Genomic DNA, 25,066 nt, shown 5'->3' with positions numbered 1-25,066 from the left:
ACTACGATCACAGGCACACCCCACCGAAGGCGGGGTGATTCAAGGAAATCAGTCCCCGGACTTACCGGGACGGCTCAGTGCTTGGTACCTTCGCCGAGCCAGAGTTTGTTGCCCTTTTCTTCCAGCACGTACTCATCCATCGCCTGGCCGTACTGGTCTTTGTATGACCTGAACTTCCAGCCCTGCTTCCTTAGATTGCGGAGACGACGGTCGAGCTGCTCAGCTGGCTCGGGCACCCCGTCGTCGCCAAGCGCCTCGCGTAGCTGTCGCATGGTGAATGTGCCTCCGATGGGCACGTTGAACCACAGGTAAGCCGCAAGCCGTCTTTCACCGCCGAACCGCCTCTTGCCGCCCGGGACGGTCTTGAGCTTCCAGTACGGCACCCCGTCGATCATCCATTCCGGCTCCTCAACGTTTTCCACCGGTGAAGCCTTGCAAGGCCATGTCGGTCTTGTTGGGGTTTCAGCTCAATGGGTGCCTCAGGCAGACTGGTAGGCCGTGGCCGATCACATATCCCCCGAGGGGCGCTCACGTAATATGGCGGCGATCCGCGCCAAAGACACCAAGCCTGAGCTTGCACTGCGGGCGGCGCTGCGGCGTGCGGGCGCGACGGGCTACCGGCTCCACCGCAAAGACATCCCCGGCAGTCCCGACCTCAGCTTCATCCGCTGGAAGGTGGCGGTATTCGTCGATGGCGTGTTCTGGCACGGCCACCCCGATCACTGGAACCCCGAGACGGCTTCGTCTGACTACTGGCGCACCAAGATTGCCCGCAATATCGAACGCGACCGGGCCGCCGACTCCGCGCTGCGCGAGATGGGCTGGAGCGTGGTGCGCGTCTGGGATCAGGACGTGAAGAACGACCTCGACGGCTGCGTGAGACTGGTGACTAACGCGATGAAGACCACGGGCTGGCAGCCTGGCGGCTAGACGGCCAGGTCAAGAGCGAGATCGGTGATGTCCCGCAGTCGCTGGCCTGTGATGAGTATGTCGAGCATAGTGATCGCCTCATCGTTCCCGGACAGTTTCACTCCCTCGACCAGTTCGGGCAGTGCGAAATGGTAAACGATGTCTAAGTCGCCAGTACCGAGCGCGAGCGACGCTAGGCGCGACGGGGTGGGTTCCCCGGTCACGACGACGATGTGCGGGGTGCGGCCCTTGCGGTTGCGCATGATGTTGAGTGCCTCCGATCGCGAGTTCTGGGCGCGGTCCGACCGGATAGTCCACTTGCACGAGACTAGGGCGTGGATGATCTGCTTCGGCTGATTTGCGCTACGGATGATCGTGTGGCGGGCGGTATGGTCATCAACCAGTGATAGGGAGTTCCCCTGCTTGTCGCGGTTGATCTCGTCGTCGGCTACCGGGTCTCGCAGTACCAGGATGTCGGGGCCGATCTCGTACGAGTTTCCAAGCACCGCCTCCAGATTGCGGTTTTCCTCGATAGCCATGGCTAGGTCGGCGAGGTGCGTATAGGGCTCATACTTAGAAATTTGGTTGACATCCTCGTTCTTGCTGTTGAACTCGCCGGGCTTGATGACGTTCTTTCTGCCGTGTCGCCTCTTACCACCGACGTTGATGACCGTCCATGCGCCGGGTCGCACGCTCTGAAGGTGGGGGAATGTCTCGTCAAGGAAGACTTTCACCGCGCGCTCGAACTGGGTGCCTGCCTGCTGCCCCTTGAGCTTCTCCTGGGTCTGCGCCCCCAACTGTTCCGCGATGTACCCGGCGATAGCCCTGCTCGTCTTCTGGCTACCGTCGGCGTTCGACGCCACACCGTCCGGCGACATCGACAGCGTGTAGTCGGCGACCAGGCTCGCGTGGAACCGGTTGCGTGCCTTTGTTATCTCGCCTATCACGCGACCGAAGCCAGCGACTTCTTCGCGGGCTTGCGTATGGCCTTCTTGATCTGGAGGCCGACCGCCTCGGCCACCGGCGGTGGGAACGCGTTTCCTACCTGACGGTACGCGGCGGTCTTGCGGCCCGCGAACTCCCACCAGTCTGGGAAGCCCTGGAGCCGCGCCGCCATCCGCACCGTCAGCCGGGGCACCCCCTCGTAGCCGGGACCGGGTGCCTCCTCGGCAATGGTTCTGCCGTCTACGCCTAGCGCCAGCCATGCCTTGCGCGCGCGGGTGGGACCGAGATCTGGTCCGCCGTGCTTCTTGGAGCCGCCGACCAGCGTCGGCGCGATCGTGCTGGCGCGGCGTGCCCAGTCGTCAACGCCCTCCCAGCCGTTGGCGCCCATGAGGTCTTTGAGCGCTTCGCCGACCGACAGCGCCGGTTCACGGTTCGGCGTAGGCCACTGGAACTCGCGCAGCCCGTCGCGGATCGCCACCATGATCACGCGCGGGCGGAGCTGCGGCACCCCGTAGTCGGAGGCGTTGAGCAGCTTCCAGTACGGCTCGTAGCCGAGCGATTTCAGCCGGTCGTTGACGCCGTGGCGATAGTTGTCGAACTGCGGATCGAGGAGGCCGCGTACGTTTTCTAGCATCACGGCCTTGGGCTGCAGCACCTCGGCAAGCTCCAGGGCGCGAGGAAACAGGTCGCGTTCGTCATCGGCCCCGAGTTGCCGCCCTGCCTTGGAGAACGGAGGGCATGGCACACCCCCAGCGAGAAGGTCAACCCCGGCATACACCGAGGCGTCCCACTCATCAAGCAGGTTCATCTCCAACACGTTCCACTGGGGCCTGTTCAGCCGCAACGTCGCGCAGGCGTGTGGGTCTACCTCAACCACGGCGCGGTGGGTGAAGCCTGCGTTGTGGAGCCCAAGAGCTTGCCCGCCCGCTCCGGTGCATATCTCGACCGAGGTGAGGGTCACATTCTGCCTTTCAACATGGGCCGGACGGTACCGCTCGACTACGACATCTGGGAGCCTAACTCCCAGGGCTCTCGCTTCATCGACAGGCTCGCTGGACGACTTGATGCTCGTAAGGGTTACCCGGGTTGGGGCCCACCCGCTACGGCAGCGATGATCGCCTTAAGGTCCTCCGGCGACTTCCAGGAGGGTCGGCGGTGGATCATCTGGTGGCAGTTCGCGCACACCAGCACTAGATCGTCCAAGGTGGACAGCGTCTCTTTGGTGAAGTGCAGGGGTACGCGGTGGTGGACATGAATGAAGCCCTCGCCCAACTCGCCGTAGACCTTCCCAAAGTCGAACCCGCATACTTCACAGGCGATGGCTCCGGTGAGCCTCCGGGCCTGCTTGATCTTGGCGTTCCGCAGCTTGGGATCGCGCTCGCGGAGGTTCACAAGCCGCTGGACGACGCGGCCTTCGACGGAGGCTGCGTAATCGGGTCCGGTTTCACCGTCGGGTTCGGCATCTCCCCAATCGGCGTTGGCGTCCGCCGTCGGGCGGGCGAGGCGGTCATACCGCCGTAATTCCTCCGCTGCCCGGTGCATACCGTCAGGGTTGGCCAGGAACGCCTCTACGGCCATGCGAGTAGTTCTCCCACCTTTAGTCGACTTGCCCTTGTAGGTGGGATGGGCGGTACGGATGTTCTCAAGTTTTCGGTGGACGGAACTTGTGCTGCGAAACTGGTCCGGGACCGGAGCGGGGTGTTGGGCGCGAAGGTATACCGAGAGTTCGTGGACCGCGGGGTCAGATTCCGAGATGGTCTGCCAATTGTTGCCTACTACAAGGTCGCAAGCCAGGACAACCTCATCCCAGGCCCAGTTCGTCTTATCTCTAACCGGGTTGAGCCCAGGAGTTATCGGCGGTAGCCGGTCGGCGATGGCTTGCCATTCGGTGTTCGTGACCGGGAACGGATTCCCGGCGAAAGGTTGCGTGATGATCCGCGACCGGACGAAGCGGGCATCCGATTTCAGGTCGGCCCTAGGGATCAGGTTGCCGAGCAGGATCGTGTCGAAATGGACTGGGCACCATAACCTCGGGGCCGGGCGGTCCTCGGGCTGCCGCCAATGCGGATCATCAGTCACTGTTGTAAATGGTTCACCTGTGACCACCCCGACGGCGTAGACACCGGGTGCATCCGGGCCGCCTACCCACAGCACGGCGCGGTCCCCCGGGGCGATCTCGTCAGCATGCTGGGTTATCGACCATCTCTCTATTGGAACGCGATTCTCCAGCACGGCCATGATGTCGTAGCGCCTCGGGTTGGCCTGGAATATCCATGTTTTCATGCCTCCACGCCTCTCCCGGGCTCCCGGCTCCCGTCCGACCTGATGGTGAAGATAGTGTCCCAGAGCACCCACGTGGATGGTGTTATACGGGTGGGTCTCGGGCTGGCTGCGCTCCTCCTTCCTTTTGCCCTTCGAGGCTTCCCCCCGTCCAGATCCCCCATTGGGCTGAACGTGGCACTTCCGCTTCCTCGCCGCGGCGGACGACGATCAGACTCATTTACACGTCAACGCCGTCGATCCATAGACCGGTCACCTCGTTGACGCGCAGGCTAGTCTCCAACCGAGTGACCGCCGCGTCGCGCCGCCCTGAGGCGGTGATCAGACAGCGCACCTATCAGCAGAATTGCAGCCACCGCGTGTGACCAGGGTGGACTGCCGCCTGAAAGTGTGAGGTCGAACTTCGGTAGGAGGTTTGGCTAGCATCCGAAATGTGTCATATCGAAGCAAGTGAATGGCGTGGCCAGATCGCTAGGAGGGCGCCGTGAGGGCCGTGACATCTGAGCACCGTCAGTATCTTGAGGCGCTTCGTGGTGCTGAGATGCTGAAGTATGCCCGGGTCAAGTACGGCAACCCGTACATGCTGTTGCCGCAGGCCGAGGCGATGCGCCAGGCTGAGCTGCGCAACCTGCACCTCACCGAGAGTGCCGGTCAGCACCGTCACGACGAGCAGGAGCGTAAGCGGGACCAGCTTGACGAGTGGTTGCGACGAACTCTGCGGGAGAAGGCGGCTTCGGTGACTCCGCATGAGGATGACTGACGTGCCCGAGAGCAGTGAACTCGGTAGGGGAACGGGCCTCTTGATCGGCATCGCAATCTTGGCGACACCATCGAGAGCGTCGGCGTAATTCGCCCGCCAGCTACCGTAGGGGTGTCTAGGGCTCTCTGTTGCTCCCGCTGTCGGTCGGGTAGGCATCTCGGTAAGCCTCTAGCTTTCGCTGGAGGTGTCTAACGTCGCTCTTGAGCTCCCAGTCTTTGTCGGCGGTGAAGACCATGAACATGGCCGCGCACACTTCGGTCCCCAGTTCGAGTTCGGGCTTTAGGTCGCTGCCGTATTCATCGAGTTGGGGGTCGTCGAGGCCGTGGCGGTAGTCGACACCGCGGTCTTCTGGCAGGCCGTAGGCCGAATGTATCCATGTGGTGAGTAGTCGCAGGGCCTCTCGGGCAGGTTCGCCGACGACGTCATCGAGTGTCGCGTGTCCCAGTTCCCGGCACACGGCTCTGGTCAGTACGAGTCGCTGGGTGTAGCGCGCCCGCACTTCGAAGCGGGTGACGTCGTCGGGATTTGCCGACGAGACTAGCCAATGCATTGTGGCCGTCCTTTCAGCCGCCGGTGCGGCGGGGGAGGGTTCTGGGGGTCGTGGAAGCGTCAGGCCTCCAGGAGGTCCGCGACGCGCGCGGAAGCGTCAGCGACCTTGCCTGGCCGGTGTCAATAGTGTTCGCCCGCGACAGATCCGGCGCGCTTCCGGACGCCGCCGCTGACTGTCTCGCATGTCGGGTCGCGACGACCCGACTGCGCAGATGGCATCGCGTGCCGACAAGGCCCGCAGCGCGCCATCGGTGTCGAGCAGCATCGCCAGGTGCTGGCGATCCTCGACCGAGCAGAACATGTTGACAGTAACCATGCGGACTAGGCGATCCAGCGCCGCCTGCTTGACGCCCTCAGGCATTCCCAGCGACCGGTTGATCGGCCCGAGGGGGATGCGCGCCGCAGTGACGCAGAACGGGCAGTACCCGCGGCTGACCGCATCGGTACAGGGTATGGACTGGACTGGGTGGGGTAACTGGCAGACTCCTCGATTCACTGGGGCCTCCCTTGCTGGTTACGCGTCTCGCTCCACCACCAGTATAGCATCAGAGCTATATCGCATTAATGTATTATTGGGGGTGTGATCGACCTATCGGAGATTCGCCGTATCGCTGGGGTCACTCAAGTGCAGCTGGCCGCCGCGCTGAACACCAGCCAGGGGCAGATCAGCAGACTCGAGCGCCAATCCGACATGTTGTTGTCGACGCTGAGCGCCTACCTCACCGCATTGGGGGCATCGGCGACGTTGGTGATTGACGTCAACGGCGAGACGCTCGAGTGCACCCTGACGGGAGAGGGGGCATGACAGCTATCAGGCTCACCGCTGCGGACCTCGCGCACCGCCACCATCGCCGGGCGGTCCGGTTCTTCTGGACCTGGCTCATCCTGTCCACCTGTGTCTCGCTGGTGGGCAATGTGGCCCATGCCTGGATTCTGGCGACGCCGGACACCCAGTGGCTCGCGACGGGGGTCGCCGTCGTGCCGCCGACGGTGCTTCTACTGGGCGTGCACGGCCTTGCCGTCTTGGCGAAGGCCAGCACGTTCGGACATACCTATCGCGTCGCTCTCGCCGCGACTACCGCACTCGCGCTGGGTGCGTTCCTGTTGTCGTTCGTCGCGCTGCGTGACCTTGCGGTCATCGCGGGAATCCGACCCGGACTCGCGCCCGTCCTGCCGCTGGTGATCGACCTCGCGATCGGAGTCGCGACCCTGGCGCTCGTCGCGGTCGGCGACCAACCTGCACGTCGCAGGCGCAACGCGCCCTGTAGCGCGGATATAGCCGCGGCCCCTACCGCGCGTTCGGCGTCACCCAACCGCGGTCATCAAACCGCGCCGCCTGCATCTAAGGCCGCGATGGAACGATCTGGCGCGGGTACTCGCCGCGCTCAGGGCGCGGCGGTCGGCGCGGATGCATACGCGCGTGGACTCGCGGCGGAACTCGCGGCGGAACTGGTCGCCATGAAGGCGACCAGCCAACCCGTCGACGTCGTCACGCAGATCCTTGCCGCCCGCCAAGCGGGCGATCCGCTGAATAGGATCGCCAAGCGTGTGGGGGTCCATCACTCCACGGTGGCGCGCATCATCAATGCCGCGGATGTCCATCGCCGACGCACTCTCGACGAGGCTGCATGAAATACGAGGGGCATGCCAGCGCTATCCGCAGGTTCTCGACGCCGTCATCGCCAACCCGCTGGGGCGCGGCCCGTGGCGCTTACGCATGCTAGGCAAGCACACGACCGGATGCATGGCAACGCGTGGGGTCGGAAGCCGATGTGCGAGCCCGGCCCATGGTGGGGGCGCTAGGTGGACGTCGATGCCGTTTGCAGTCGTGTGGGCGCGTCATCTGCCTGGTCGGTGTGGAGCCTGGTGTAGACCACGCGGGCGAGGCGTCGTTTGAGTGAGCGCAGTGCGCGGTGGCGGTTGTCTCCCTCGTCGAGGCGCCGCTGGAAGTAGTCTTTGCCTGGCCCGCCCCGGTTGATCTGGGTCAGGGCGATGCGGTGGATGGCCTTGTTGAGTTGGCGGTTGCCCTGCCTGGTGGGCAACAGGCGAACGTTCGAGGTCCCAGAGGTGTGCGGGATGGGTGCAAGGCCGACGTAGCGGGCGAAGGCGGCCTCACTCTTGAACCGCTCGACCCGCGCCACCTCGGCCACGATCCTGGCAGCTGTCAGTTCTCCACACCCGTGCAGGTCCAGTAGCGCGGGTGCTGCGACCCGAATCCGTTCACCGATGCGGCGGTCAAGGATCTGGACGTCGTGGAAGAGGCGTTCGATGTCGCCCAGTTCGTCGCGGGCGAGCTCTGCGATCAATCCCTCCTCGCTGGCGAGCCATGCGGCAACTTCAGCGCGAGCTTTCTTGACCACCCAGTTCCTGGGGGTGTGATGACCAGGGTCGAGATGATGGATTCGGACCAGCAATCGATTGATCGTGCCGGTGCGCTGCACGACGAGGTCGTCTCTGCGGTCGACCAGCACCCGCAGCTGCATTGACGTCGGGTCGTGGTAGGCGACAGGCAAGTCGGGCTCACGAAGGAACGCCCGTGCCACGGCCAAGGCATCGATGCCGTCGGACTTGCCCCGTTCACGTGCCGAGGAGCGAGTGCGGGCCATCAAGTGCGGAGGGACGCGTACCACTGTGTGGCCCGCGCCCAGCAGATCCCGCTCCAAGCGGGCAGTCAAGGACCGGCAGTCCTCGACCGCCCATACCAGCTCTGTCCCGAAGCGCTGGCGCGCCCATCGTATGGCCGCCTGGTGGGCGACGGTGGTCGTTGGGACGGTCTTCTCCGCCAGCTTCCGCCCCGCGCCATCGACAGCCACCAGGGTGTGGGTCCTCTTGTGGGCATCAACGCCCAGCACTACGTCCATGCTGTCTTCCCGGCCATGTGCAGTTCGAGTCGTGCCCGGCGTCGGCATCGTCCATGGGGGCCAACCCCATCAGGGGCGGCATGACGACCGTGAGCCAGACGCCGGGCCTCTAACAGGACACCCTCTTTGGGGAGACCCTGTGACGGGCCAAAATATTTGAGTCCTGGCTCGCCGTTCCACATCCCGCGTCGACACCGTGTTTCCAGGCCAGCCCGGTCAGGGCGGCATGAATTTATAGAAGTCAGACTCCGGGCATCAGGAGCAACAGTCAGGTACCCCACCTTTGCGGGGTCAAACACGCAACGCGTCGCCAGCGAGCTATCGGCGCCCCCAGCCACCCCGGCATAGTGCGCCTGTCTTCGGATCGAATATGGCACAAATCTGGCACGAGAGTTCGAAAAAACATTTCTGACCTGCAGTACTACCGCTGTTGCTTTACCAGATACGGCGATACCGTGCTGCGGTGTTCGTTGAGATCAAGGTCACGGCCCAGCGCCGGGAACGCCCGTTGCGGGCAATTGTCGCGTTCGCAGACCCGGCAGCCGGCCCCGATCGGGGTGGCGTTATCACCGTTGAGATCGAGCCCTTCGGAGTAGACCAGCCGGTGGGCCTGGCGCAGTTCGCAGCCCAGCCCGATCGCAAACGTCTTGTCCGGCTGGCCCCAGCGCGACGCTCGGCGCTCGACGGTGCGCGCCACCCACAGGTACTTGCGGCCGTCGGGCATCTCCGCGATCTGCACGCCGATCTTGCCCGGGTTGCCGAACGTCTCGTAGACGTTCCACAGCGGGCAGGTTCCGCCGCTGGAAGAGAAGTGAAAACCGGTGGCCGACTGACGTTTTGACATGTTTCCCGCCCGATCGACCCGGACGAACGAGAACGGCACGCCCCGCATCGACGGTCGCTGCAGGGTGGACAGCCGGTGCGCGATGGTCTCGTAGCTGACCCGGTAGAACGCCGAGAGCCGCTCGATGTCGTAGCGGAAAGTCTCGGCGCTGTCGTGGAACTGGCCGTAAGGCAGCACGATCGCCGCCGCGAAGTAGTTGGCCAGCCCCAGCCTGGCCAGCGTGCGGGAGTCCTTCGAGGTGAACTTGCCCTCTTCGACCATGGCGCAGATCAAGTCGTCGAACTCCAGGTACGCCAGCTCGGCGGCCATCTTGAACACCCGCTGCCCCCACGACAGGTGGTGGCCCATGTCCAGCGTCTTGGTCTGCGCGTCGTAGCGGTGCAGCACCGTCTCGCCCAGGTCGATCCGGCGGTTGATGTGCACGCCGTGCACCTCGGTCAGACGATTGGCCAGTTCGACGGCCAATTCGCCTTGGTGCCTTCGCATCCGGGTGGCCAGTTCCTCGGCGGCGGTGTCGAGTTCGTGCAGGTAGTTCTGTCGCTGGTAGAAGTAGTCGCGGACCTCTTCGTGCGGCATGGTGATCGCGCCGGTGCCGCTGCCGTCGGTGTAGCGCTCCTCGGTGGCCGCGGCCAGCTGTGCCGTGGTGATCCGGTAGCGGCGGTGCAGGTTGACCATGGCCCGGGCCAGTTTGGGGTGGACGCTGACCAGTTCGGCCACCTCGGTCAAATCGACGTCGATGTCGAGGTCGCGGTCCATGGTGACCTCCCGCAACTCGGCGACCAGCCGGGTGTCGTCCTGGGAGGCGAAGAAGGTGGCGTCCACGCCGAAGACCTCGGTGATGCGCAGCAGCACCGCCACCGTCAGCGGCCGGACGTCGCGCTCGATCTGGTTGAGGTAGCTCGGTGAGATCTCCAGCAGCTGTGCCAGGGCGGCCTGGCTGAACCCGCGCTCGCTGCGCAGCTGGCGCACCCTGGCGCCGACGTAGGTCTTGGCCACGCCGCCGAGGTTACCCGTTGCGAAGGCCGCGTTCGCATTATTGGCATGGCATGATCGCTCGGGGAAATCTACGGGGAGCATCGCGATGCAGCAGACAGACGAGCCGACCGGTTTGGCCAAGGTTTTGATGCCGGTGCCCGACCCGCATCCCGATGTCTTCGACCGGCAGTGGCCGCTGCGCGTCGCCGACATCGACCGGGCGGGCCGGCTCCGGATGGACGCGGCCGCCCGACACATCCAGGACATCGGCCAGGACCAGTTGCGCGAGGGCGGCTACCAGGAGACCCACCCGCTGTGGATCGTGCGCCGCACCATGATGGACGTGATTCGCCCGATCGAGTTCCAGGACATGCTGCGGGTGCGGCGCTGGTGTTCGGGCACCTCCAACCGCTGGTGCGAGATGCGGGTCCGCATCGACGGGAAACGCAGCGGCGGCCTGATCGAATCCGAGGCGTTCTGGATCAACATCAACCGCGAGACGCAGGGCCCGTCGCGCATCTCCGACGACTTCCTAGCCGGACTGAGACGCACCACCAGCGTGGACCGGTTGCGCTGGAAGGCCTACCTGAAAGCCGGTGACCGTGAGGACTCGGCCGAGATCCACGAGTACCCGATCCGGTTCACCGACATCGACCTGTTCGACCACGTGAACAACTCGGTGTACTGGAGCGTGGTCGAGGACTACCTGTCGAGCTACCCCGAACTGCTCGCGGCGCCGCTGCGGGTGACGCTGGAACACGACGCTGCCGTGGCGCTGGGCGACAAACTAGAGATCGTCTCGCACATTCACCCGGCTGGATCGACCGATCGCTTCGGGTCCGCACTGGCCGATCGTGCTGTTAGAACGCTCACATACGTCGTCGGCGAAGAGGTCAAAGCGCTCGCGGCGATCTTTCCGCTGTAACACGTTCTAGTCAGTACGGGCGTACTGCTAATACCCTCGTTGACCTGTGCGGATATGTTACCCGCCGGTAGCTTATTCGACGGCTACCACGACGGGGCCTCCCAGAGATTCTTCGCAAACTTCGCATAACGACCGTACTGTTTTGCCAAACTTGGCAACGAAAACCAGTGGAACTGGGCGGATGTGCTGTGCCAAGGTCGCATTAACACACCAGTGAATCCGTCGGGGTGTTTGGCAAATTCGAGAAGCGCCCGACGATCGCGACCAGAAGGAGTAGCCATGTCGACCGTTGGCACGCCGAAGAGCCCCGAGCAGATCCAGCACGACTGGGACAACAACCCGCGCTGGAAGGGTGTCACCCGCACCTACACCGCGGCGGACGTCGTCGCGCTGCAAGGCCACGTCGTCGAGGAGCACACCCTGGCCCGCCGCGGCGCCGAGGTGCTCTGGGAGCAGCTGCACGACCTGGACTACATCAACGCCCTCGGTGCGCTGACCGGCAACATGGCCGTCCAGCAGGTCCGGGCCGGCCTGAAGGCCATCTACCTGTCCGGCTGGCAGGTCGCCGGTGACGCCAACCTGAGCGGCCACACCTACCCCGACCAGAGCCTCTACCCGGCCAACTCGGTGCCGCAGGTGGTCCGCCGGATCAACAACGCGCTGCTGCGCGCCGACGAGATCGCCAAGGTCGAGGGCGACACCTCGGTCGAGAACTGGCTGGCCCCGATCGTGGCCGACGGTGAGGCCGGCTTCGGTGGCGCGCTCAACGTCTACGAGCTGCAGAAGGCGATGATCGCCGCGGGCGTCGCGGGCTCGCACTGGGAGGACCAGCTGGCCTCGGAGAAGAAGTGCGGCCATTTGGGCGGCAAGGTGCTGATCCCCACCCAGCAGCACATCCGCACCCTGACCTCGGCCCGGCTGGCCGCCGACGTGGCCGGCGTGCCGACCGTGGTGATCGCCCGCACCGACGCCGAGGCCGCCACCCTGATCACCTCCGACGTCGATGAGCGCGATCAGCCGTTCATCACCGGTGACCGGACCGCCGAGGGCTTCTACCGGGTGCGCAACGGCCTGGAGCCGTGCATCGCCCGGGCCAAGGCCTACGCGCCGTACGCCGACCTGATCTGGATGGAGACCGGCACACCGGACCTGGAGCTGGCGCGCAAGTTCGCCGAGGGCGTCAAGGCCGAGTTCCCCGACCAGATGCTGGCCTACAACTGCTCGCCGTCGTTCAACTGGAAGCAGCACCTCGACGACGCCACCATCGCCAAGTTCCAGAACGAGCTGGGTGCGATGGGCTTCAAGTTCCAGTTCATCACGCTGGCCGGCTTCCACGCGCTGAACTACTCGATGTTCGACCTGGCCCACGGCTACGCCCGCAACCAGATGAGCGCCTACGTCGAGCTGCAGGAGCGCGAGTTCGCCGCCGAGGAGCGGGGTTACACCGCCACCAAGCACCAGCGCGAGGTCGGTGCCGGCTACTTCGACCGGATCGCCACCACCGTCGACCCGACGTCGTCGACCACGGCGCTGGCCGGCTCCACCGAAGAGGGCCAGTTCCACTAATCTGCCGAGCAGACACGAAAGCCCCTTGGCACCGACGTGTCGAGGGGCTTTGGTGTCTGTTCGCCGTACCAACGCAAGGAGTGCTGTGTCGATCCAACGAGTAGGTGTCATCGGAGCCGGGCAGATGGGCGCCGGCATCGCCGAGGTGTCGGCGCGCGCCGGCGTCGGCGTCAAGGTCTTCGAAACCACCGACGCACTGGTCACCGCCGGCCGCAACCGGATCGTCAAGTCGCTGGAGCGCGGGGTGAGCGCGGGCAAGATCACCGAACGCGAGCGCGACGACGCCGTCGGCAACCTGACCTTCACCACCGACCTGGGCGAGCTCGCCGACCGGCAGCTGGTCATCGAGGCCGTCATCGAAGACGACACCGTGAAGTCCAAGATCTTCGCCGAACTGGACCGGGTGATCACCGACCCGGACGCGGTGCTGGCGTCGAACACCTCCTCCATTCCGATCATGAAGATCGCCGCGGCGACGGCGAACCCGCAGCGGGTGCTGGGCCTGCACTTCTTCAACCCGGTGCCGGTGCTGCCGCTGGTCGAACTGGTCAGCACGCTGGTCACCGACTCCGCCGCCGCCGCCCGCACCGAGCAGTTCGCCAGCGCGGTGCTGGGCAAGCAGGTGGTGCGCTGCTCGGACCGCTCCGGTTTCGTGGTGAACGCCCTGCTGGTGCCCTACCTGCTGTCGGCGGTGCGGATGCTCGAATCCGGATTCGCCACCGTCGAGGACATCGACAAGGCCATCGTCGCCGGGCTGTCGCATCCGATGGGCCCGCTGCGGCTCTCCGACCTCGTCGGCCTGGACACCCTCAAGCTGATCGCGGACAAGATGTACGAGGAGTTCAAGGAGCCGCTCTACGCCGCGCCGCCGTTGCTGCTGCGCATGGTCGAGGCGGGTCAGCTCGGCAAGAAGTCCGGCCGGGGCTTCTACACCTACTGACCTACTGAGCCCGGGCCGCCCGGCGCCAGGGCAGCATCGGCGACGGATGCGGCCCGGCGTTGAACTTCTCCAGCGATCCGCCCACCTCGACGATGCCGCACAGCGCATTCCAGCTCAGCATCGTCAGATAATCGATCAGGTCGTCGGCGCTCATCCGCGGATCCAGCAGCCACGAGTGGGTGGCCAACTGCACCCCGCCGACGATCATGTACGCCCACGGCTCGACGCCGCTGGTCTCCATGCCGACCGCGGTCATCCGGCGGCGCAGCATCACCGCGAGCATCCGGGCGATGATGCGCTCGGAGTCGGCGATCACCTTGCTCTTACTGGCGGAGCTGTTGGCCATCACGAATCGGTACGGCTCGGGCTCGTTGGCCACGGTCTGCACGTACACCCGGATGATCTCGCGGACCAGGTCGAAGCCGTCGAGATTCGCCGACAGCGCAGCCGCCATGTTGGGGATGAGCGTGGTCTGCGCGAAGCGCATCATCACTGCGGTGGTCAGATCGTTCTTGTCGACGAAATAGCGGTAGAGCACCGTCTTGGACACCCCGATCTCGGCGGCGATCTCGTCCATGCTCACGTACCGGCCCCGGCGCCGGATCGCCTCGATCGTGCCGTCGATCAGGTCGTTTCGGCGGTCGACCTTGTGTTGATGCCAACGCCGCTTTCGACCATCGGTCTTGGCGGTGCCGGCCCTAGGCTGCTCTGCCACTATCGCGGATTCCCATTCACTAGACGTATTAGATAATACGGCGCGGTCCAGCAAACTTCGTGGGCCGGTAACAGTTACCGGCGGTTTAGCGAGGCTCGCCGGAGGAGAGGCGAAGCTGGAACTGCCGCATATACCGAGCGGTGTGGCGAGGCTCGCCGGAGGTGAGGCGAAGCTGGAACTGCCGCATATACCGAGTGGTTTGGCGAGGCTCGCCGGAGGCGAGGCGAAGCTGGAACTGCCGCATATACCGAGCGGCAAAGATGGCGGATGATGGTGGGGTGGTGCATCGAGAGAACCGCCCGACGTGGCCGGGTGCTGCACGGACCGTGCAGTCGCTGGCAGAGTCCTTCGCAGATGCCGATCCGGTCGCCGACGCGGTACGGCTGCGCGATCTGCGCCGGATGAAGGTGGTCGCGCTGAGCTTCCTGCTCGGCGCGACCGTCGTCTTCCTGCTGTGCCGGTGGGCGCAGGTGGACAGTGCTGCTCACGGCGGGGTCGGGCCGTGGGTCGGTTATGTCGGTGCCGCCGCCGAGGCTGGCATGGTGGGCGCGCTGGCCGACTGGTTCGCGGTCACCGCGCTGTTCAAGCACCCGCTGGGAATTCCGATCCCGCACACCGCGATCATCAAACGCAAGAAGGACCAACTCGGTGAGGGTCTGGGCACCTTCGTGCGGGAGAACTTCCTGTCACCGCCGGTGGTGGAGACCAAGCTGCGCGACGCCCAGGTCGCCGGACGGCTGGGCAAGTGGCTCTCGGAGCAGACGCACGCCGAGCGGGTGGCCGCCGAGACCGCGACCGTATTGCGGGTGCTCGTCGAACTGCTGCGAGACGAAGAGGTCGCATACGTCATCGACCGGATGATCGTGCGGCGCATCGCCGAGCCGCAGTGGGGTCCGCCGGTCGGCCGGATGCTGGGCACCCTGCTCGCCGAGCATCGCCAGGAGGCGTTGATCCAATTGCTGGCCGACCGGGCCTTCCAGTGGTCGCTCAACGCCGGCGAAGTCATCCAGCGGGTGGTCGAGCGCGACTCGCCCACCTGGTCGCCGCGGTTCATCGACCACCTGGTCGGCGACCGGATCCACCGCGAGTTGATGGACTTCACCGACAAGGTGCGCCGCAACCCCGACCACGAACTGCGCCGCAACGCGACCCGGTTCCTGTTCGAGTTCGCCAACGACCTGCAGTACGACGCCGCCACCATCGCCAAAGCGGACTCGGTCAAGGACCAGGTGATGGCGCGCGAAGAGGTCGCCAAAGCGGCGGCGACGGCGTGGGCGACCCTCAAGCGGTACGTGCTCGAGGGGGTCGACGACCCGACGGGCGCGCTGCGCACCCGCGTCGCCGGCGCGGTGGTGCAGATCGGTGAGTCGCTGCGGGACGACGTCGAGTTGCGCGACAAAGTGGACAACTGGATCGTCCGGGCCGCGCAGCACCTGGTCGCCCAATACGGGGTGGAGATCACCGCGATCATCACCGAGACCATCGAGCGCTGGGATGCCGCGGAGGCGAGCCGGCGCATCGAACTGCATGTCGGGCGTGACCTGCAATTCATCCGGATCAACGGAACCGTCGTGGGTGCGCTGGCGGGGCTGGGGATCTACGCCATAGCCCAACTTATGTTCTGACCTGCGCTAGCAAGTGCTAGCGAACGCTTGCAAAAGTTAGCACTAGGCCGTATCGTGGCATTTGTCAGCAGTCGTAAGTCCACGAAAGGGGGCGCCGGTGTCGCAAGATGACAAACTTGCCACGGTGGTGTCCACGGCGGCGGCCGATATCGGCAGTTTCATCCGGGCGCAGCGCGAAGCCGCCCAGGTTTCCATGCGGCAGCTCGCCGACAAGGCCGGCGTCAGCAATCCGTATCTGTCCCAGATCGAGCGCGGGTTGCGCAAGCCGTCCGCGGACGTCCTCAATCAGATCGCCAAGGCCCTGCGGGTCTCCGCCGAGGTGCTCTACATCCAGGCGGGCATCCTCGAGCCTCGCGAGAAGAGCGAGGTCCGGGACGCGGTCATCACCGATACCGCGATCACGGAACGGCAGAAGCAGTTTCTGCTGGACACCTACGAGTCCTTCGTTCAGCAGAACCAAGCCGACGGTGAGGAGACGACACCTGCCTGATCATCCTTCGTCCTCCTGACCGACAAACCAGAAACCCAACCGAAAGGAAACAGACATGGCCGAGAACCCGAACATCGACGAACTGAAGGCCCCGCTGCTCGCCGCGATCGGCGCCGCCGACCTGGCCCTGGCTACCGTGACCGACCTCGTCGCCACCCTGCGCGAGCGCGCCGGTGAGGCCCGCGAGGACGCCACCACCCGCGTCGAGGAGAGCCGTGCCCGGCTGACCAAGCTGCAGGAGGAGCTGCCCGAGCAGTTCGCCGAGCTGCGCGAGCGCTTCACCGCCGACGAGCTGCGCAGGGCCGCCGAGGGCTACGCGGAGGCCGCCAGCGGCCGGTACAGCGACCTGGTGGCGCGCGGTGAGGCCGCCCTGGTGCGGCTGCGCAACCAGTCCGGCCTCGATGACGCCTCGGCGCAGGTGGAGGGTTACGTCGACCAGGCTGTCGAGCTGACCCAGGAGGTGCTGGGCAACGTCGCGACCCAGACCCGCGAGGTCGGCGAGCGCGCTGCCAAGCTGGTCGGCATCGAGCTGCCGCAGAAGGAGGAGGCCAAGACGGCTTCCCCGGCCAAGAAGGCTCCCGCCAAGAAGGCCCCGGCCAAGAAGACCGCCGCCAAGAAGGCTCCGGCTAAGAAGGCTCCGGCAAAGAAGGTCACCCAGAAGTAAACGCAGTTCGACGTCCCGGACGGTACCCGCCTAGGCTTGCAGCGTGGTCGCTATGAGCCTGGTGGGTACCGTCCTTGGCGTTTTGCAGCTTGTCGTGTTCGCGACCGCGGTGTACGCGTTCGTCCACGCGGCGATGCAGCGTGCCGATGCCTACACCGCCGCCGACAAGCTCACCAAGCCGGTATGGCTGGTGATCCTGGGAGTGTGCGGACTGTTGGCCCTAGTGCTGCAGGTGATGGGCATGGCGATCGCCGCCTGCGCGGCCGGGGTCTACCTGGTCGATGTGCGGCCCCGATTGCTCGAGGTTCAAGGCAAGTCTCACTAACGCCGATGTTGCGTTCGATCCTGTTCGCGGCCCTGGCGGCCGCACTGGTCGTTGCGGCGCCGGCCGCCGCCGACGCCGGCTTCGTCGACCGCACCGAGTGGGTGAGCTACTCGAGCGGGTCGGGACTGGCCAGCCTGCGGGTGTATCCGACGCCGGCCGGCCGGGCCGCGGCGGCGCGGGTGGACGCCGCCGCCGAGGGGGAGCAGGCCTGGCGCGAAGTGCTCGCCGCCGCCCCCGATGCCGACACCGCCAGCATGCGCGACCAATTCCGCTGCCACTGGAACTATGCCGAGTTCGCCCGGCCCGGCAAGACCAGTTGGAACCTGGAGCCGTGGCGGCCCGTCGTCGACGGCGTGACGATGCTCGAATCCGGCTGTAACCCCGGCGCCGAGGAAGAGGCCTTCTGATGTCTGCTCAGCGCTGGGACCGCGCCCGGGTGGCCGAACTGGTCGACCACACCCTGCTCAAGCCCGAAGCCACCACCCAGCAGGTCGTCGCCCTCGTCGCCGAAGCCGCCGAACTCGGTGTCGCCGCGGTGTGCGTCTCGCCGTCGATGGTGGCCATCGCCGCGGCGGCCAACCCGGCCGGCGTCCGGATCGCCGCGGTCGCGGGCTTCCCGTCCGGCAAGCATCTGCCGGTGGTCAAAGCGCAGGACGCGGCGTTGGCCGTGGCGGCCGGGGCGGCCGAGATCGACATGGTCATCGACGTCGGCGCGGCGGTGGCGGGCGATTTCGCCGCGGTGGGCGCCGACGTCGGCACGGTGCGGGCCGCCGCGCCCGACGCCGTGCTCAAGGTGATCGTGGAGTCCGCAGCGCTGTTGGAGTTGGCCGGTGAGGCCACGCTGGTCGCCGCCTGCCGTGCCGCCGCAGACGCCGGCGCGGATTTCGTCAAGACCTCCACCGGGTTTCACCCGACCGGCGGGGCGTCGGTGCGCGCGGTGAGGCTGATGGCCGACACCGTCGGCGGCAGCCTCGGCGTCAAGGCCAGCGGGGGCATCCGCAGCGCCGACGATGCGCTGGCGATGCTGGATGCCGGGGCGACCCGGCTGGGACTGTCGGGCACCCGGGCGGTGCTCGACGGGCTGGGCTAACGGCGTTCGCAAGCGCGGCGGGGCCGGGCGCAGCGGGACGCCGTAATCAGGCCAGCGCTTACAGCCTCGCGAAGCACTGACTCGACGACGACGCCGGGATGGTGGCGTTCCGCGTCGAAAACTTCACCACCACACCGGAATCGGTGACCTGCGAGCTATCGATGTGGATCCCCAGCGGCAGGTCGCCGGTCACCTTGCCGGTGAGGTCATCGAGGTTGCGCTGCACGGTCTCGCTGTCCAGATCCTTGCCCAGCGCCTCCAGATCCACCACCTCCAGGTGCAACCCGTTGTCGACGATCTGCGGCTTGACGGTGGCGCGGTTGAGCAGGCCCTTGAGCTCGACGGTGCCGGCGGCCGGGTCGGTGCTGACCTTGCCGGTGACGATGCTGCCGATCACCGGGACCACATCCTGAATCGACTGCTTGATGCCGTCCGCCGGCCAGGTGATGGTGCCGTCCAGCGACCCGATGGTGCCTTTGGAATCAGCGCTCTTCTGCACGTGGACGTCGCGGATGTCCAGGTCCAGCTGCATGCCCTTGGCTTTGCGGATCTGGTTGCCGGCGGTCTGCACCGAGATGTGCGGGTAGTCGCCCCGCAAGTACTGGGCCAGCACCGGCGGATCGGAGGCGAACGACACCGTGGCGCTGTCGTCCGCTTCGCACTGGACCGCGTCTGCGACCAGGCTCTTGGCCCGGTGTGTCGCATAGGCCTGTCCGCCGAACAGCGCGACCACCGCCAGTACCAGCAGCACTGTCAGTGCCAGCAGCACTGCCGGCAGGCCGGTGAACCGATGCTTGGGATTGGCTGCCCCGGATGTGCTCATCACTGCAGGTTACAGGTGGGCAAAGCAGGGGTCGTCGCTCCGCGGGATGGCGGCGTCACGGCTGGAGAACCGCGCCACCACGCCGGTGTCGGTGACCTGGATGCTGTCGGCCCGCACGCCGAGCGGGTAACGCTTCGTCAGTTCCCGGGCGAATCGGTCCAGCTCCGGCTGGATCGATTCCCGCGGCAGGGTCAGCGCGCCCAGGCCGGTGAGTTTCTGCACCTTCAGCGACAGGCCACCGTTGACCACCTCGGGCTTGACCACGACGGTGGCCAGGCCGAACGCGCCCTTGAGCTCCACGGTGCCATCCTGGGCGTTGGTCTTCAGGTCCGAGACCAGGTTGCCCAGCAGCGGGACCATCGACTGGACGGTCTCCTTGATACCGGCGGACGGCCAGGTCAGGGTGGCGTCCAGGGCGCCGATGGTGCCCTTGGAGTCGCCGGTGCCGTGCAGGTCGACGTCGGAGATGTTCAGGTCGGCCGTCATCTGCTTGGCGTCCTTGACCTGGTTGCCCGCGGTGTGGATGGAGATGTTGGTGTAGTTGCCGGTGAAGTGCTGCCACAGGAACGGCGGCGTCACCCCGAACGACACCGTGGCCTTGTCGTGCACCACGCACTCGGTGGCCTTGGCGACCTTGTTGTCGGCGATCCGGCGGGCGATCAGTTCCGCGCCGATCAAACCGGCCAGTGCCAGCGCGATCACCGTCACGAAGATCAGGACCAGGGCCAGCGGATCGCGCAGCAACCGGGCCGGCCGGTGACCGCCGGCCGGCGTCTTGATGACGGTGGTGGGCGCCTCACCGGCCGGTGGCGGTGAGACCGGCGACGCGGCCGGCGGCGGGCCCGGTGGCGGCGGCGCGGGTGCCGCGGGCGCGCTGGGAATCCGGGTGGTGGGTTCGTCACGCTGCCCGCCGACCGGCATCTGCCGGGTCGGTGACGCGGACGGCTCCGGCGGGGGCGGGGGTTTGCCCTGGCCGGGCTGCTGACCGGGCTGGCCGCTGGGGCGCGCCCAAGGTGACTGGTCGCCGTGGGGAGGTCCGGGCGGATTGCTCACCCGCGCGATTCTGCCTTACCGACCTGAACGAAGTCGGCACGGTTGCTCAGCACGGCCAGCGTTCGGCGCGCCGTGGTGACCACGTCGAGGTCGATGTCGCAGACCAGCAGTTGCGGGGCCGCCTCGGCCGACGCCACCGCCTCACCCCACGGGGAGGCGACCAGGCTGTGACCCACCCCGGTCGGTGCGCCCGACGAGGTCGCCGGCCCGGCGGTGCCGGGGTCGGCCTGCCCGACGGCGGCGACGTAGCTGGTCGAGTCCAGCGCCCGGGCGCACGCCAGCAGTTCCCACTGCCGTAGCTTCCCCGGCCCCGCGCCCCACGACGCGCACACCGCGATCAGCTGCGCACCGCGGTCGGCGAGTTCGGTGTACAGCGCCGGGAACCGGATGTCATAGCAGGTGGACAGGCCGACGCCCACGCCCTCGACATCGATCACCACCGGATCGAACCCCGGTGCGACCGTGCGTGATTCGGTGAAACCGAACGCGTCGTACAGGTGAACCTTGTGATAGTGCGAGTCGGTTCCGGGCCCGGTGGCCAGCAGCGTGTTTCTGACCCGCCCGTCGTCGGCCGGGGTGAACATCCCCGCGATGACGGTGACGCCGGCCCGGTCGGCGATCTCGCGCACCCCGGTCGCCCAGAGCCCGTCGAGCGGTTCGGCGACCGGGCCCAGCGGCACTCCGAACCGGCACATCGCGGCTTCCGGGAACACCACCAGCTGCGCGCCCTGTCCGGCGGCGCGCTCGGTGTAGTCGGCCACCAGCTCCAGGTTGGCGGCCGGGTCGGTGCCGCTCAGAATCTGCGCACACGCAATCCGCATGGCGCCAGCTTATTCCGGCCGGGGCGCGCCGCCCTGGCGCAGCCACGTCGAGGTGAACCGTTGCTCGGCGGCCACCAGCTCGGCCAGCTGGGCGCCGATGAAGCTTTCGATCTTGCCGCCCACCAGCGGGATGTCGACCTGCACCGTCGCGGTCAGCGTCAGCTCACAGCCCCCTCCGGCCGGTTCGAGGGCCGCCTCCCCGGACAGTTTGGCCGGCGCGCCGACGATCTTGCCGGTGACCTCCGCGCGCGCCCTGCCGTCACGTACCGGGCGCCACATCTCGTGGCGTGTCACATTCAGGTTGCCGGGGTGGAACTGCGCCGCCAGCGCGGGCAGCTTGTCCCGGTGAATGCCCTGCGTGGTGACCACGTCGACGCCGCCGTCGGCGTCGACGGCCATCGACTCCAGCGCCACCGTGTCGGCGCCGGAATCGGCGAGTCGGGCCAGCCAGTACCGCTCCTCGGCGAATGCGGCATACACCAGTTCGACGCCCGCCGGATACTGCGCGGAGAGCGTGAATGTACGCGGCATAGCTGGTCACGCTACCGTTACCGGCCGTGGCGGGTTCCGAGTTCGCGGGCGCGCGTGTCGCCGAGGCGGTGCCGTTGGCGCCGTTGACCACCCTGCGAGTCGGGCCGGTCGCCCGACGCGTCATCAGCTGCGCCGATACCGAGCAGATCGTGGCGACCTTGGCCGCCCTGGACCGCGACGGCGGCCGCCCGCTGCTGCTGTCCGGCGGCTCCAATGTGGTGATCGCCGACGACCTGACCGACCTGACCGTGGTGCTGCTGGCCAGCGACGGCATCGAGATCGAGGGCAATCTGCTGCGGGCCCAGGCCGGCGCGATCTGGGACGACGTGGTCGCCGCCGCGGTCGCCGCCGGGCTGGGAGGCCTGGAGTGCCTGTCGGGTATCCCCGGATCTGCCGGGGCGACCCCGGTGCAGAACGTCGGGGCCTACGGCGCGGAGGTCGCCGACACCTTGACCCGGGTGCTGTTGCTGGACCGCAGTACCGGCATCGTGCGCTGGACACCGCCCGCGGAGTTGAACTTCGGCTACCGCACCAGCGTGCTGAAGCACTCGGATGCCGCCGTGGTGCTGGAGGTGGAATTCGAGCTCGATCCCGCCGGGCGCAGCGCGCCGCTGCGCTACGGCGAGCTGGCCACCGCGTTGGGCGCCGGCGACGGCGACCGGGCCGACCCGGCCGCGGTACGCGCCGCGGTGCTTGCGCTGCGGTCCGCCAAAGGCATGGTGCTTGACGCGGCTGACCACGACACCTGGAGTGTGGGCTCGTTCTTCACCAACCCCGTTGTGCCCCATGATTCCTACCGTCAGATCGCTGAATCTCAGGCCGGCCCGGTTCCGCACTGGGACGCGCCCGGCGGGGTGAAGCTGGCGGCCGGCTGGCTGGTGGAGCGCGCCGGATTCGGCAAGGGCTATCCGGGCGAGGGCGCGGTCGCCCGATTGTCCAGCAAGCATGCGCTGGCGCTGACCAACCGGGGCGGGGCCACTACCGGCGACGTGCTGAGCCTGGCGCGCACCGTGCGCGACGGGGTCCACGACACGTTCGGCATCATCTTGCACCCGGAGCCGGTGCTGGTGGGTTGCGCGCTGTAATCAACATCGCAGGTGGTCAGGCGGTCCCGGCCGGTATCTTGGGATGGCGTGAACGTGACCCGGCGGAAGGCTCTGGCTGCGCTGGCGGCCGGTGTGCTGGCGCCGCAGGCGTTGGCGGGTTGTTTCGGCCGGGCCGGCAACAGCGCCGATAACGCGCCGCCGGCGGCGCCCGCCCTGTCCTTCGAGCCCCCCGTCGGCCAGACCGACGTGCTGCCGACGGCCGAGATCACCGTCACGGTCTCCGACGGCTGGTTCCAGCGGGCGGCACTGACCAGCCCGGCGGGCAAGGTGCTGTCCGGAACCTTCAACCGGGACCGCACCCGCTACACCGTCACCGAGCCGTTGGGCTATGACGCCGTCTACACCTGGAGTGGGTCGGTGGTGGGCCACGACGGCAACGCCGTGCCGGTCGCCGGCACGGTCACCACGGTGACCCCGAGTGCGATCATCGACGGCGGCTTCCAGTTGGCCGACGGGCAGACGGTCGGCGTCGCGGCGCCGGTAATCCTGCAGTTCGACGGGCCGATCAGCGACAAGGCGGCCGTCGAGCGGGCCCTGACCATCACCACCGAGCCGCCGGTGGAGGGCAGCTGGGCCTGGCTGCCCGACGAGGTGCAGGGCGCCCGGGTGCACTGGCGCAGCCGCGACTACTTCCCGGCCGGCACCACGGTCAACGTCGACGCCAAGCTCTACGGCCTGGCGTTCGGCGACGGCGCCTACGGCGCCCAGGACATGTCGCTGCAATTCTCGATCGGACGGCGCCAGGTGGTGAAGGCCGAAATCTCCTCGCACCGTATCCGGGTGGAGCGCGACGAGGGCGTCATCATGGATTTCCCGTGCAGCTACGGCGAAGGCGACCAGGCCCGCAACGTCACGCGCAACGGCATCCACGTGGTCACCGAGAAATACGCCGACTTCTACATGTCCAACCCGGCCGCCGGCTACCACAACATCCATGAGCGGTGGGCGGTCCGGATCTCCAACAACGGCGAGTTCATTCACGCCAACCCGGCCAGCGCGGGCGCCCAGGGCAACACCAACGTCACCAACGGGTGCATCAACTTGTCGACCGAGGACGCCGAGCAGTACTTCCACAGCGCCATCTACGGCGACCCGGTCGAGGTGACCGGCAGTTCGATCCAGCTGTCCTACGCCGACGGTGACATCTGGGACTGGGCGGTGGATTGGGACACCTGGGTCTCAATGTCCGAGCTGTCGGCCCCGTCGTCTTCCGGGCCGCCGCGCACTTCGCTGCCCAGCACCGCCCCGGCCACCCCGACCGACGCCCCGACGCTGTCGGGTACCCCCACGACACCCACGACGACGGCGCCGACTACTCGGCCCGGCGGCTAGCCCGTGTCACCTTCCTGGTTGCGGAGGCCTGATCGCGCGGGCGGATCACGATCTGGTCCAGGTCGACGTGCGGGGGCCGGGAGGCCACGAATCCGATCACGTCGGCGATGTCGGCGGCGGTCAGCGGAGTCAGGCCCGCATACACCGCGTCGGCGCGCTCGCGATCACCGTCGAAGCGCACCAGCGAGAACTCGGTTTCCACCATGCCGGGGGCGATCTCGGTGAGCCGCACCGGTTTTCCCAACAGTTCGCCGCGTAGCGTGCGGTGCAGCGCACTCTGGGCGTGTTTGGCGGCGGTGTAGCCGGCGCCGCCGTCGTAGATCTCGAATGCCGCGATCGAGGTGACGGTGACGATCAGGCCGTCGCCGGAGTCGATCAGTTTCGGTAGCAGTGCGCGCGTCACCTGCAGCGTGCCCAGTACGTTGGTCTCCCACATCCACCGCCAGTGATCGAGGTCCGCCTCGCTGACCGGGGCCAGGCCCAGGGCGCCGCCGGCGTTGTTGACCAGCACGTTGATCGAGCCCGAGAGTGAGTCGCAGACCCGGTCGCACTCCTCGGCCAGCGCGGCGACCGCGGCCTGATCGGCGACGTCGGCAACGACCGCGGTACCGCCGATCTGCTGCGCCAACGCGGTGATCCGGTCGGCCCGCCGGGCCACGGCGATCACGTGAAAACCTTGCCCGGCAAGGGTTCTCGCTGTCGCTTCGCCGATCCCCGAGCTCGCTCCGGTGACCACGGCGATTCGTTGCGCGGCGTGCTGATGAGATTCCGTCATTGCTCCAACTTTAGGAGCTGCGCGGGAACACTTGGAATTTGCCAATCCGTCAATAACAGTGCCGTCGGCCCGCCGTGGGCGATCGTGATACATTTTCCGGCTATGTACCGCAGTGCCCGCTATCTGACAGCGGTCTGTTCGCTCGCCCACGGCGCGTGTTGT

General features: G+C 66.8%; 28 protein-coding genes. 15 read left to right on the top strand and 13 right to left on the bottom strand.

Annotated features, from left to right (window positions below; genetic code table 11):
- Positions 1-74: 74 nt before the first annotated feature.
- Positions 75-422, bottom strand: coding sequence for a hypothetical protein (locus BST10_RS10880; protein ID WP_083037769.1), 348 nt, complete (start codon positions 420-422; stop codon positions 75-77).
- A gap of 76 nt (positions 423-498) precedes the next feature.
- On the opposite strand from BST10_RS10880, the gene BST10_RS10875 reads away from it, so the two are divergent.
- Positions 499-930, top strand: a complete 432-nt coding sequence (locus tag BST10_RS10875) for a very short patch repair endonuclease (RefSeq protein ID WP_235673684.1) — start codon at positions 499-501, stop codon at positions 928-930.
- On the opposite strand, the gene BST10_RS10870 is transcribed toward BST10_RS10875, so the two are convergent.
- The 3 genes from BST10_RS10870 to BST10_RS10860 all read right to left on the bottom strand — a co-directional run bounded on the left by BST10_RS10870 (position 927) and on the right by BST10_RS10860 (position 4,137).
- Positions 927-1,856, bottom strand: coding sequence for an NgoMIV family type II restriction endonuclease (locus tag BST10_RS10870; RefSeq protein ID WP_109559470.1), 930 nt, complete (start codon positions 1,854-1,856; stop codon positions 927-929). The genes BST10_RS10875 and BST10_RS10870 overlap by 4 nt on opposite strands.
- Positions 1,853-2,815, bottom strand: coding sequence for a DNA cytosine methyltransferase (locus tag BST10_RS10865; RefSeq protein ID WP_083037767.1), 963 nt, complete (start codon positions 2,813-2,815; stop codon positions 1,853-1,855). Before BST10_RS10865 ends, BST10_RS10870 begins: the two co-directional genes overlap by 4 nt.
- Before the next feature lie 116 nt (positions 2,816-2,931).
- A complete protein-coding gene (locus tag BST10_RS10860) occupies positions 2,932-4,137 on the bottom strand; it encodes an EVE domain-containing protein (protein WP_083037766.1) in 1,206 nt (401 codons plus the stop codon).
- A gap of 538 nt (positions 4,138-4,675) precedes the next feature.
- Here BST10_RS10860 and BST10_RS10855 point away from each other — a divergent pair.
- Positions 4,676-4,894: a hypothetical protein gene (locus tag BST10_RS10855; RefSeq protein ID WP_083037765.1), complete on the top strand. Its 219-nt coding sequence runs from the start codon at positions 4,676-4,678 to the stop codon at positions 4,892-4,894.
- 115 nt (positions 4,895-5,009) lie between these two features.
- On the opposite strand, the gene BST10_RS10850 is transcribed toward BST10_RS10855, so the two are convergent.
- A complete protein-coding gene (locus BST10_RS10850) occupies positions 5,010-5,444 on the bottom strand; it encodes a hypothetical protein (protein ID WP_083037764.1) in 435 nt (144 codons plus the stop codon).
- A gap of 579 nt (positions 5,445-6,023) precedes the next feature.
- Here BST10_RS10850 and BST10_RS10840 point away from each other — a divergent pair.
- Both BST10_RS10840 and BST10_RS10835 read left to right on the top strand, forming a co-directional pair.
- Positions 6,024-6,248, top strand: coding sequence for a helix-turn-helix domain-containing protein (locus BST10_RS10840; protein WP_083037762.1), 225 nt, complete (start codon positions 6,024-6,026; stop codon positions 6,246-6,248).
- Positions 6,245-7,075 (top strand): helix-turn-helix domain-containing protein, encoded by an 831-nt coding sequence (locus BST10_RS10835; protein ID WP_083037761.1) that lies wholly within the window; start codon positions 6,245-6,247, stop codon positions 7,073-7,075. Before BST10_RS10840 ends, BST10_RS10835 begins: the two co-directional genes overlap by 4 nt.
- A gap of 167 nt (positions 7,076-7,242) precedes the next feature.
- Here BST10_RS10835 and BST10_RS10830 read toward each other — a convergent pair whose 3' ends face one another.
- The gene (locus BST10_RS10830; protein ID WP_083037760.1) at positions 7,243-8,304 is read right to left on the bottom strand and encodes an IS110 family RNA-guided transposase; all 1,062 of its coding nucleotides are present in this window, start codon (positions 8,302-8,304) and stop codon (positions 7,243-7,245) included.
- 421 nt (positions 8,305-8,725) lie between these two features.
- Positions 8,726-10,144 carry an acetate metabolism transcriptional regulator RamB gene (ramB, locus tag BST10_RS10825; protein WP_013827397.1) on the bottom strand — a complete coding sequence of 473 codons (1,419 nt, stop codon included), beginning with the start codon at positions 10,142-10,144 and terminating at the stop codon, positions 8,726-8,728.
- A gap of 85 nt (positions 10,145-10,229) precedes the next feature.
- On the opposite strand from ramB, the gene BST10_RS10820 reads away from it, so the two are divergent.
- The 3 genes from BST10_RS10820 (at position 10,230) to BST10_RS10810 (ending at position 13,554) form a co-directional block, all read left to right on the top strand.
- Positions 10,230-11,048 (top strand): acyl-[acyl-carrier-protein] thioesterase, encoded by an 819-nt coding sequence (locus BST10_RS10820; RefSeq protein ID WP_013827398.1) that lies wholly within the window; start codon positions 10,230-10,232, stop codon positions 11,046-11,048.
- 279 nt (positions 11,049-11,327) lie between these two features.
- On the top strand, positions 11,328-12,614 hold the full coding sequence (gene aceA, locus BST10_RS10815; protein ID WP_013827400.1) for an isocitrate lyase: 1,287 nt from the start codon (positions 11,328-11,330) through the stop codon (positions 12,612-12,614).
- 85 nt (positions 12,615-12,699) lie between these two features.
- Positions 12,700-13,554 (top strand): 3-hydroxybutyryl-CoA dehydrogenase, encoded by an 855-nt coding sequence (locus BST10_RS10810; RefSeq protein ID WP_013827401.1) that lies wholly within the window; start codon positions 12,700-12,702, stop codon positions 13,552-13,554.
- Position 13,555: 1 nt separating this feature from the next.
- Here BST10_RS10810 and BST10_RS10805 read toward each other — a convergent pair whose 3' ends face one another.
- Positions 13,556-14,269: a TetR/AcrR family transcriptional regulator gene (locus BST10_RS10805; RefSeq protein ID WP_083037759.1), complete on the bottom strand. Its 714-nt coding sequence runs from the start codon at positions 14,267-14,269 to the stop codon at positions 13,556-13,558.
- Between the two features lie 260 nt (positions 14,270-14,529).
- Here BST10_RS10805 and BST10_RS10800 point away from each other — a divergent pair, with 260 nt between their 5' ends.
- The 6 genes from BST10_RS10800 to deoC all read left to right on the top strand — a co-directional run bounded on the left by BST10_RS10800 (position 14,530) and on the right by deoC (position 18,463).
- The gene (locus tag BST10_RS10800; protein ID WP_083037758.1) at positions 14,530-15,894 is read left to right on the top strand and encodes a DUF445 domain-containing protein; all 1,365 of its coding nucleotides are present in this window, start codon (positions 14,530-14,532) and stop codon (positions 15,892-15,894) included.
- A 97-nt stretch (positions 15,895-15,991) separates the two neighbouring features.
- Positions 15,992-16,384, top strand: a complete 393-nt coding sequence (locus BST10_RS10795) for a helix-turn-helix domain-containing protein (RefSeq protein ID WP_083037757.1) — start codon at positions 15,992-15,994, stop codon at positions 16,382-16,384.
- Between the two features lie 55 nt (positions 16,385-16,439).
- On the top strand, positions 16,440-17,048 hold the full coding sequence (locus BST10_RS10790; protein WP_083037756.1) for a heparin-binding hemagglutinin: 609 nt from the start codon (positions 16,440-16,442) through the stop codon (positions 17,046-17,048).
- A gap of 52 nt (positions 17,049-17,100) precedes the next feature.
- Positions 17,101-17,373 (top strand): DUF2516 family protein, encoded by a 273-nt coding sequence (locus tag BST10_RS10785; RefSeq protein WP_041316890.1) that lies wholly within the window; start codon positions 17,101-17,103, stop codon positions 17,371-17,373.
- A gap of 5 nt (positions 17,374-17,378) precedes the next feature.
- A complete protein-coding gene (locus BST10_RS10780) occupies positions 17,379-17,780 on the top strand; it encodes a DUF2599 domain-containing protein (RefSeq protein WP_083037755.1) in 402 nt (133 codons plus the stop codon).
- Positions 17,780-18,463, top strand: a complete 684-nt coding sequence (gene deoC / locus BST10_RS10775; RefSeq protein WP_083037754.1) for a deoxyribose-phosphate aldolase — start codon at positions 17,780-17,782, stop codon at positions 18,461-18,463. The genes BST10_RS10780 and deoC overlap by 1 nt, the downstream gene beginning before the upstream one ends.
- Before the next feature lie 58 nt (positions 18,464-18,521).
- Here the strand turns inward: deoC and BST10_RS10770 are convergent, their stop codons facing one another.
- The 4 genes from BST10_RS10770 to BST10_RS10755 are packed head-to-tail and all read right to left on the bottom strand — an operon-like array spanning position 18,522 to position 21,691.
- A complete protein-coding gene (locus BST10_RS10770; protein ID WP_049792824.1) occupies positions 18,522-19,286 on the bottom strand; it encodes an LmeA family phospholipid-binding protein in 765 nt (254 codons plus the stop codon).
- A gap of 9 nt (positions 19,287-19,295) precedes the next feature.
- The gene (locus tag BST10_RS10765) at positions 19,296-20,339 is read right to left on the bottom strand and encodes an LmeA family phospholipid-binding protein (protein ID WP_235673685.1); all 1,044 of its coding nucleotides are present in this window, start codon (positions 20,337-20,339) and stop codon (positions 19,296-19,298) included.
- Positions 20,336-21,160 carry a carbon-nitrogen hydrolase family protein gene (locus BST10_RS10760; RefSeq protein ID WP_083037752.1) on the bottom strand — a complete coding sequence of 275 codons (825 nt, stop codon included), beginning with the start codon at positions 21,158-21,160 and terminating at the stop codon, positions 20,336-20,338. The genes BST10_RS10765 and BST10_RS10760 overlap by 4 nt, the downstream gene beginning before the upstream one ends.
- Before the next feature lie 9 nt (positions 21,161-21,169).
- Positions 21,170-21,691, bottom strand: coding sequence for a DUF2505 domain-containing protein (locus BST10_RS10755; protein ID WP_083037751.1), 522 nt, complete (start codon positions 21,689-21,691; stop codon positions 21,170-21,172).
- Between the two features lie 26 nt (positions 21,692-21,717).
- Between BST10_RS10755 and BST10_RS10750 the strand changes: the two genes are divergently transcribed.
- Both BST10_RS10750 and BST10_RS10745 read left to right on the top strand, forming a co-directional pair.
- The gene (locus tag BST10_RS10750) at positions 21,718-22,776 is read left to right on the top strand and encodes a UDP-N-acetylmuramate dehydrogenase (RefSeq protein ID WP_083037750.1); all 1,059 of its coding nucleotides are present in this window, start codon (positions 21,718-21,720) and stop codon (positions 22,774-22,776) included.
- A 12-nt stretch (positions 22,777-22,788) separates the two neighbouring features.
- Positions 22,789-24,129, top strand: a complete 1,341-nt coding sequence (locus BST10_RS10745) for a L,D-transpeptidase (protein ID WP_049792825.1) — start codon at positions 22,789-22,791, stop codon at positions 24,127-24,129.
- Here the strand turns inward: BST10_RS10745 and BST10_RS10740 are convergent.
- On the bottom strand, positions 24,110-24,904 hold the full coding sequence (locus tag BST10_RS10740; protein ID WP_083037749.1) for an SDR family NAD(P)-dependent oxidoreductase: 795 nt from the start codon (positions 24,902-24,904) through the stop codon (positions 24,110-24,112). The two genes, BST10_RS10745 and BST10_RS10740, sit on opposite strands and share 20 nt — an antisense overlap.
- Between the last annotated feature and the right edge of the window lie 162 nt (positions 24,905-25,066).

Origin of the sequence: Mycolicibacter algericus DSM 45454, from assembly GCF_002086455.1 — a bacterium.
Lineage (GTDB): Bacteria > Actinomycetota > Actinomycetes > Mycobacteriales > Mycobacteriaceae > Mycobacterium > Mycobacterium algericum.
Note: the sequence above shows the minus strand (reverse complement) of the source record. Positions and strands in the feature narration are given on the sequence as shown.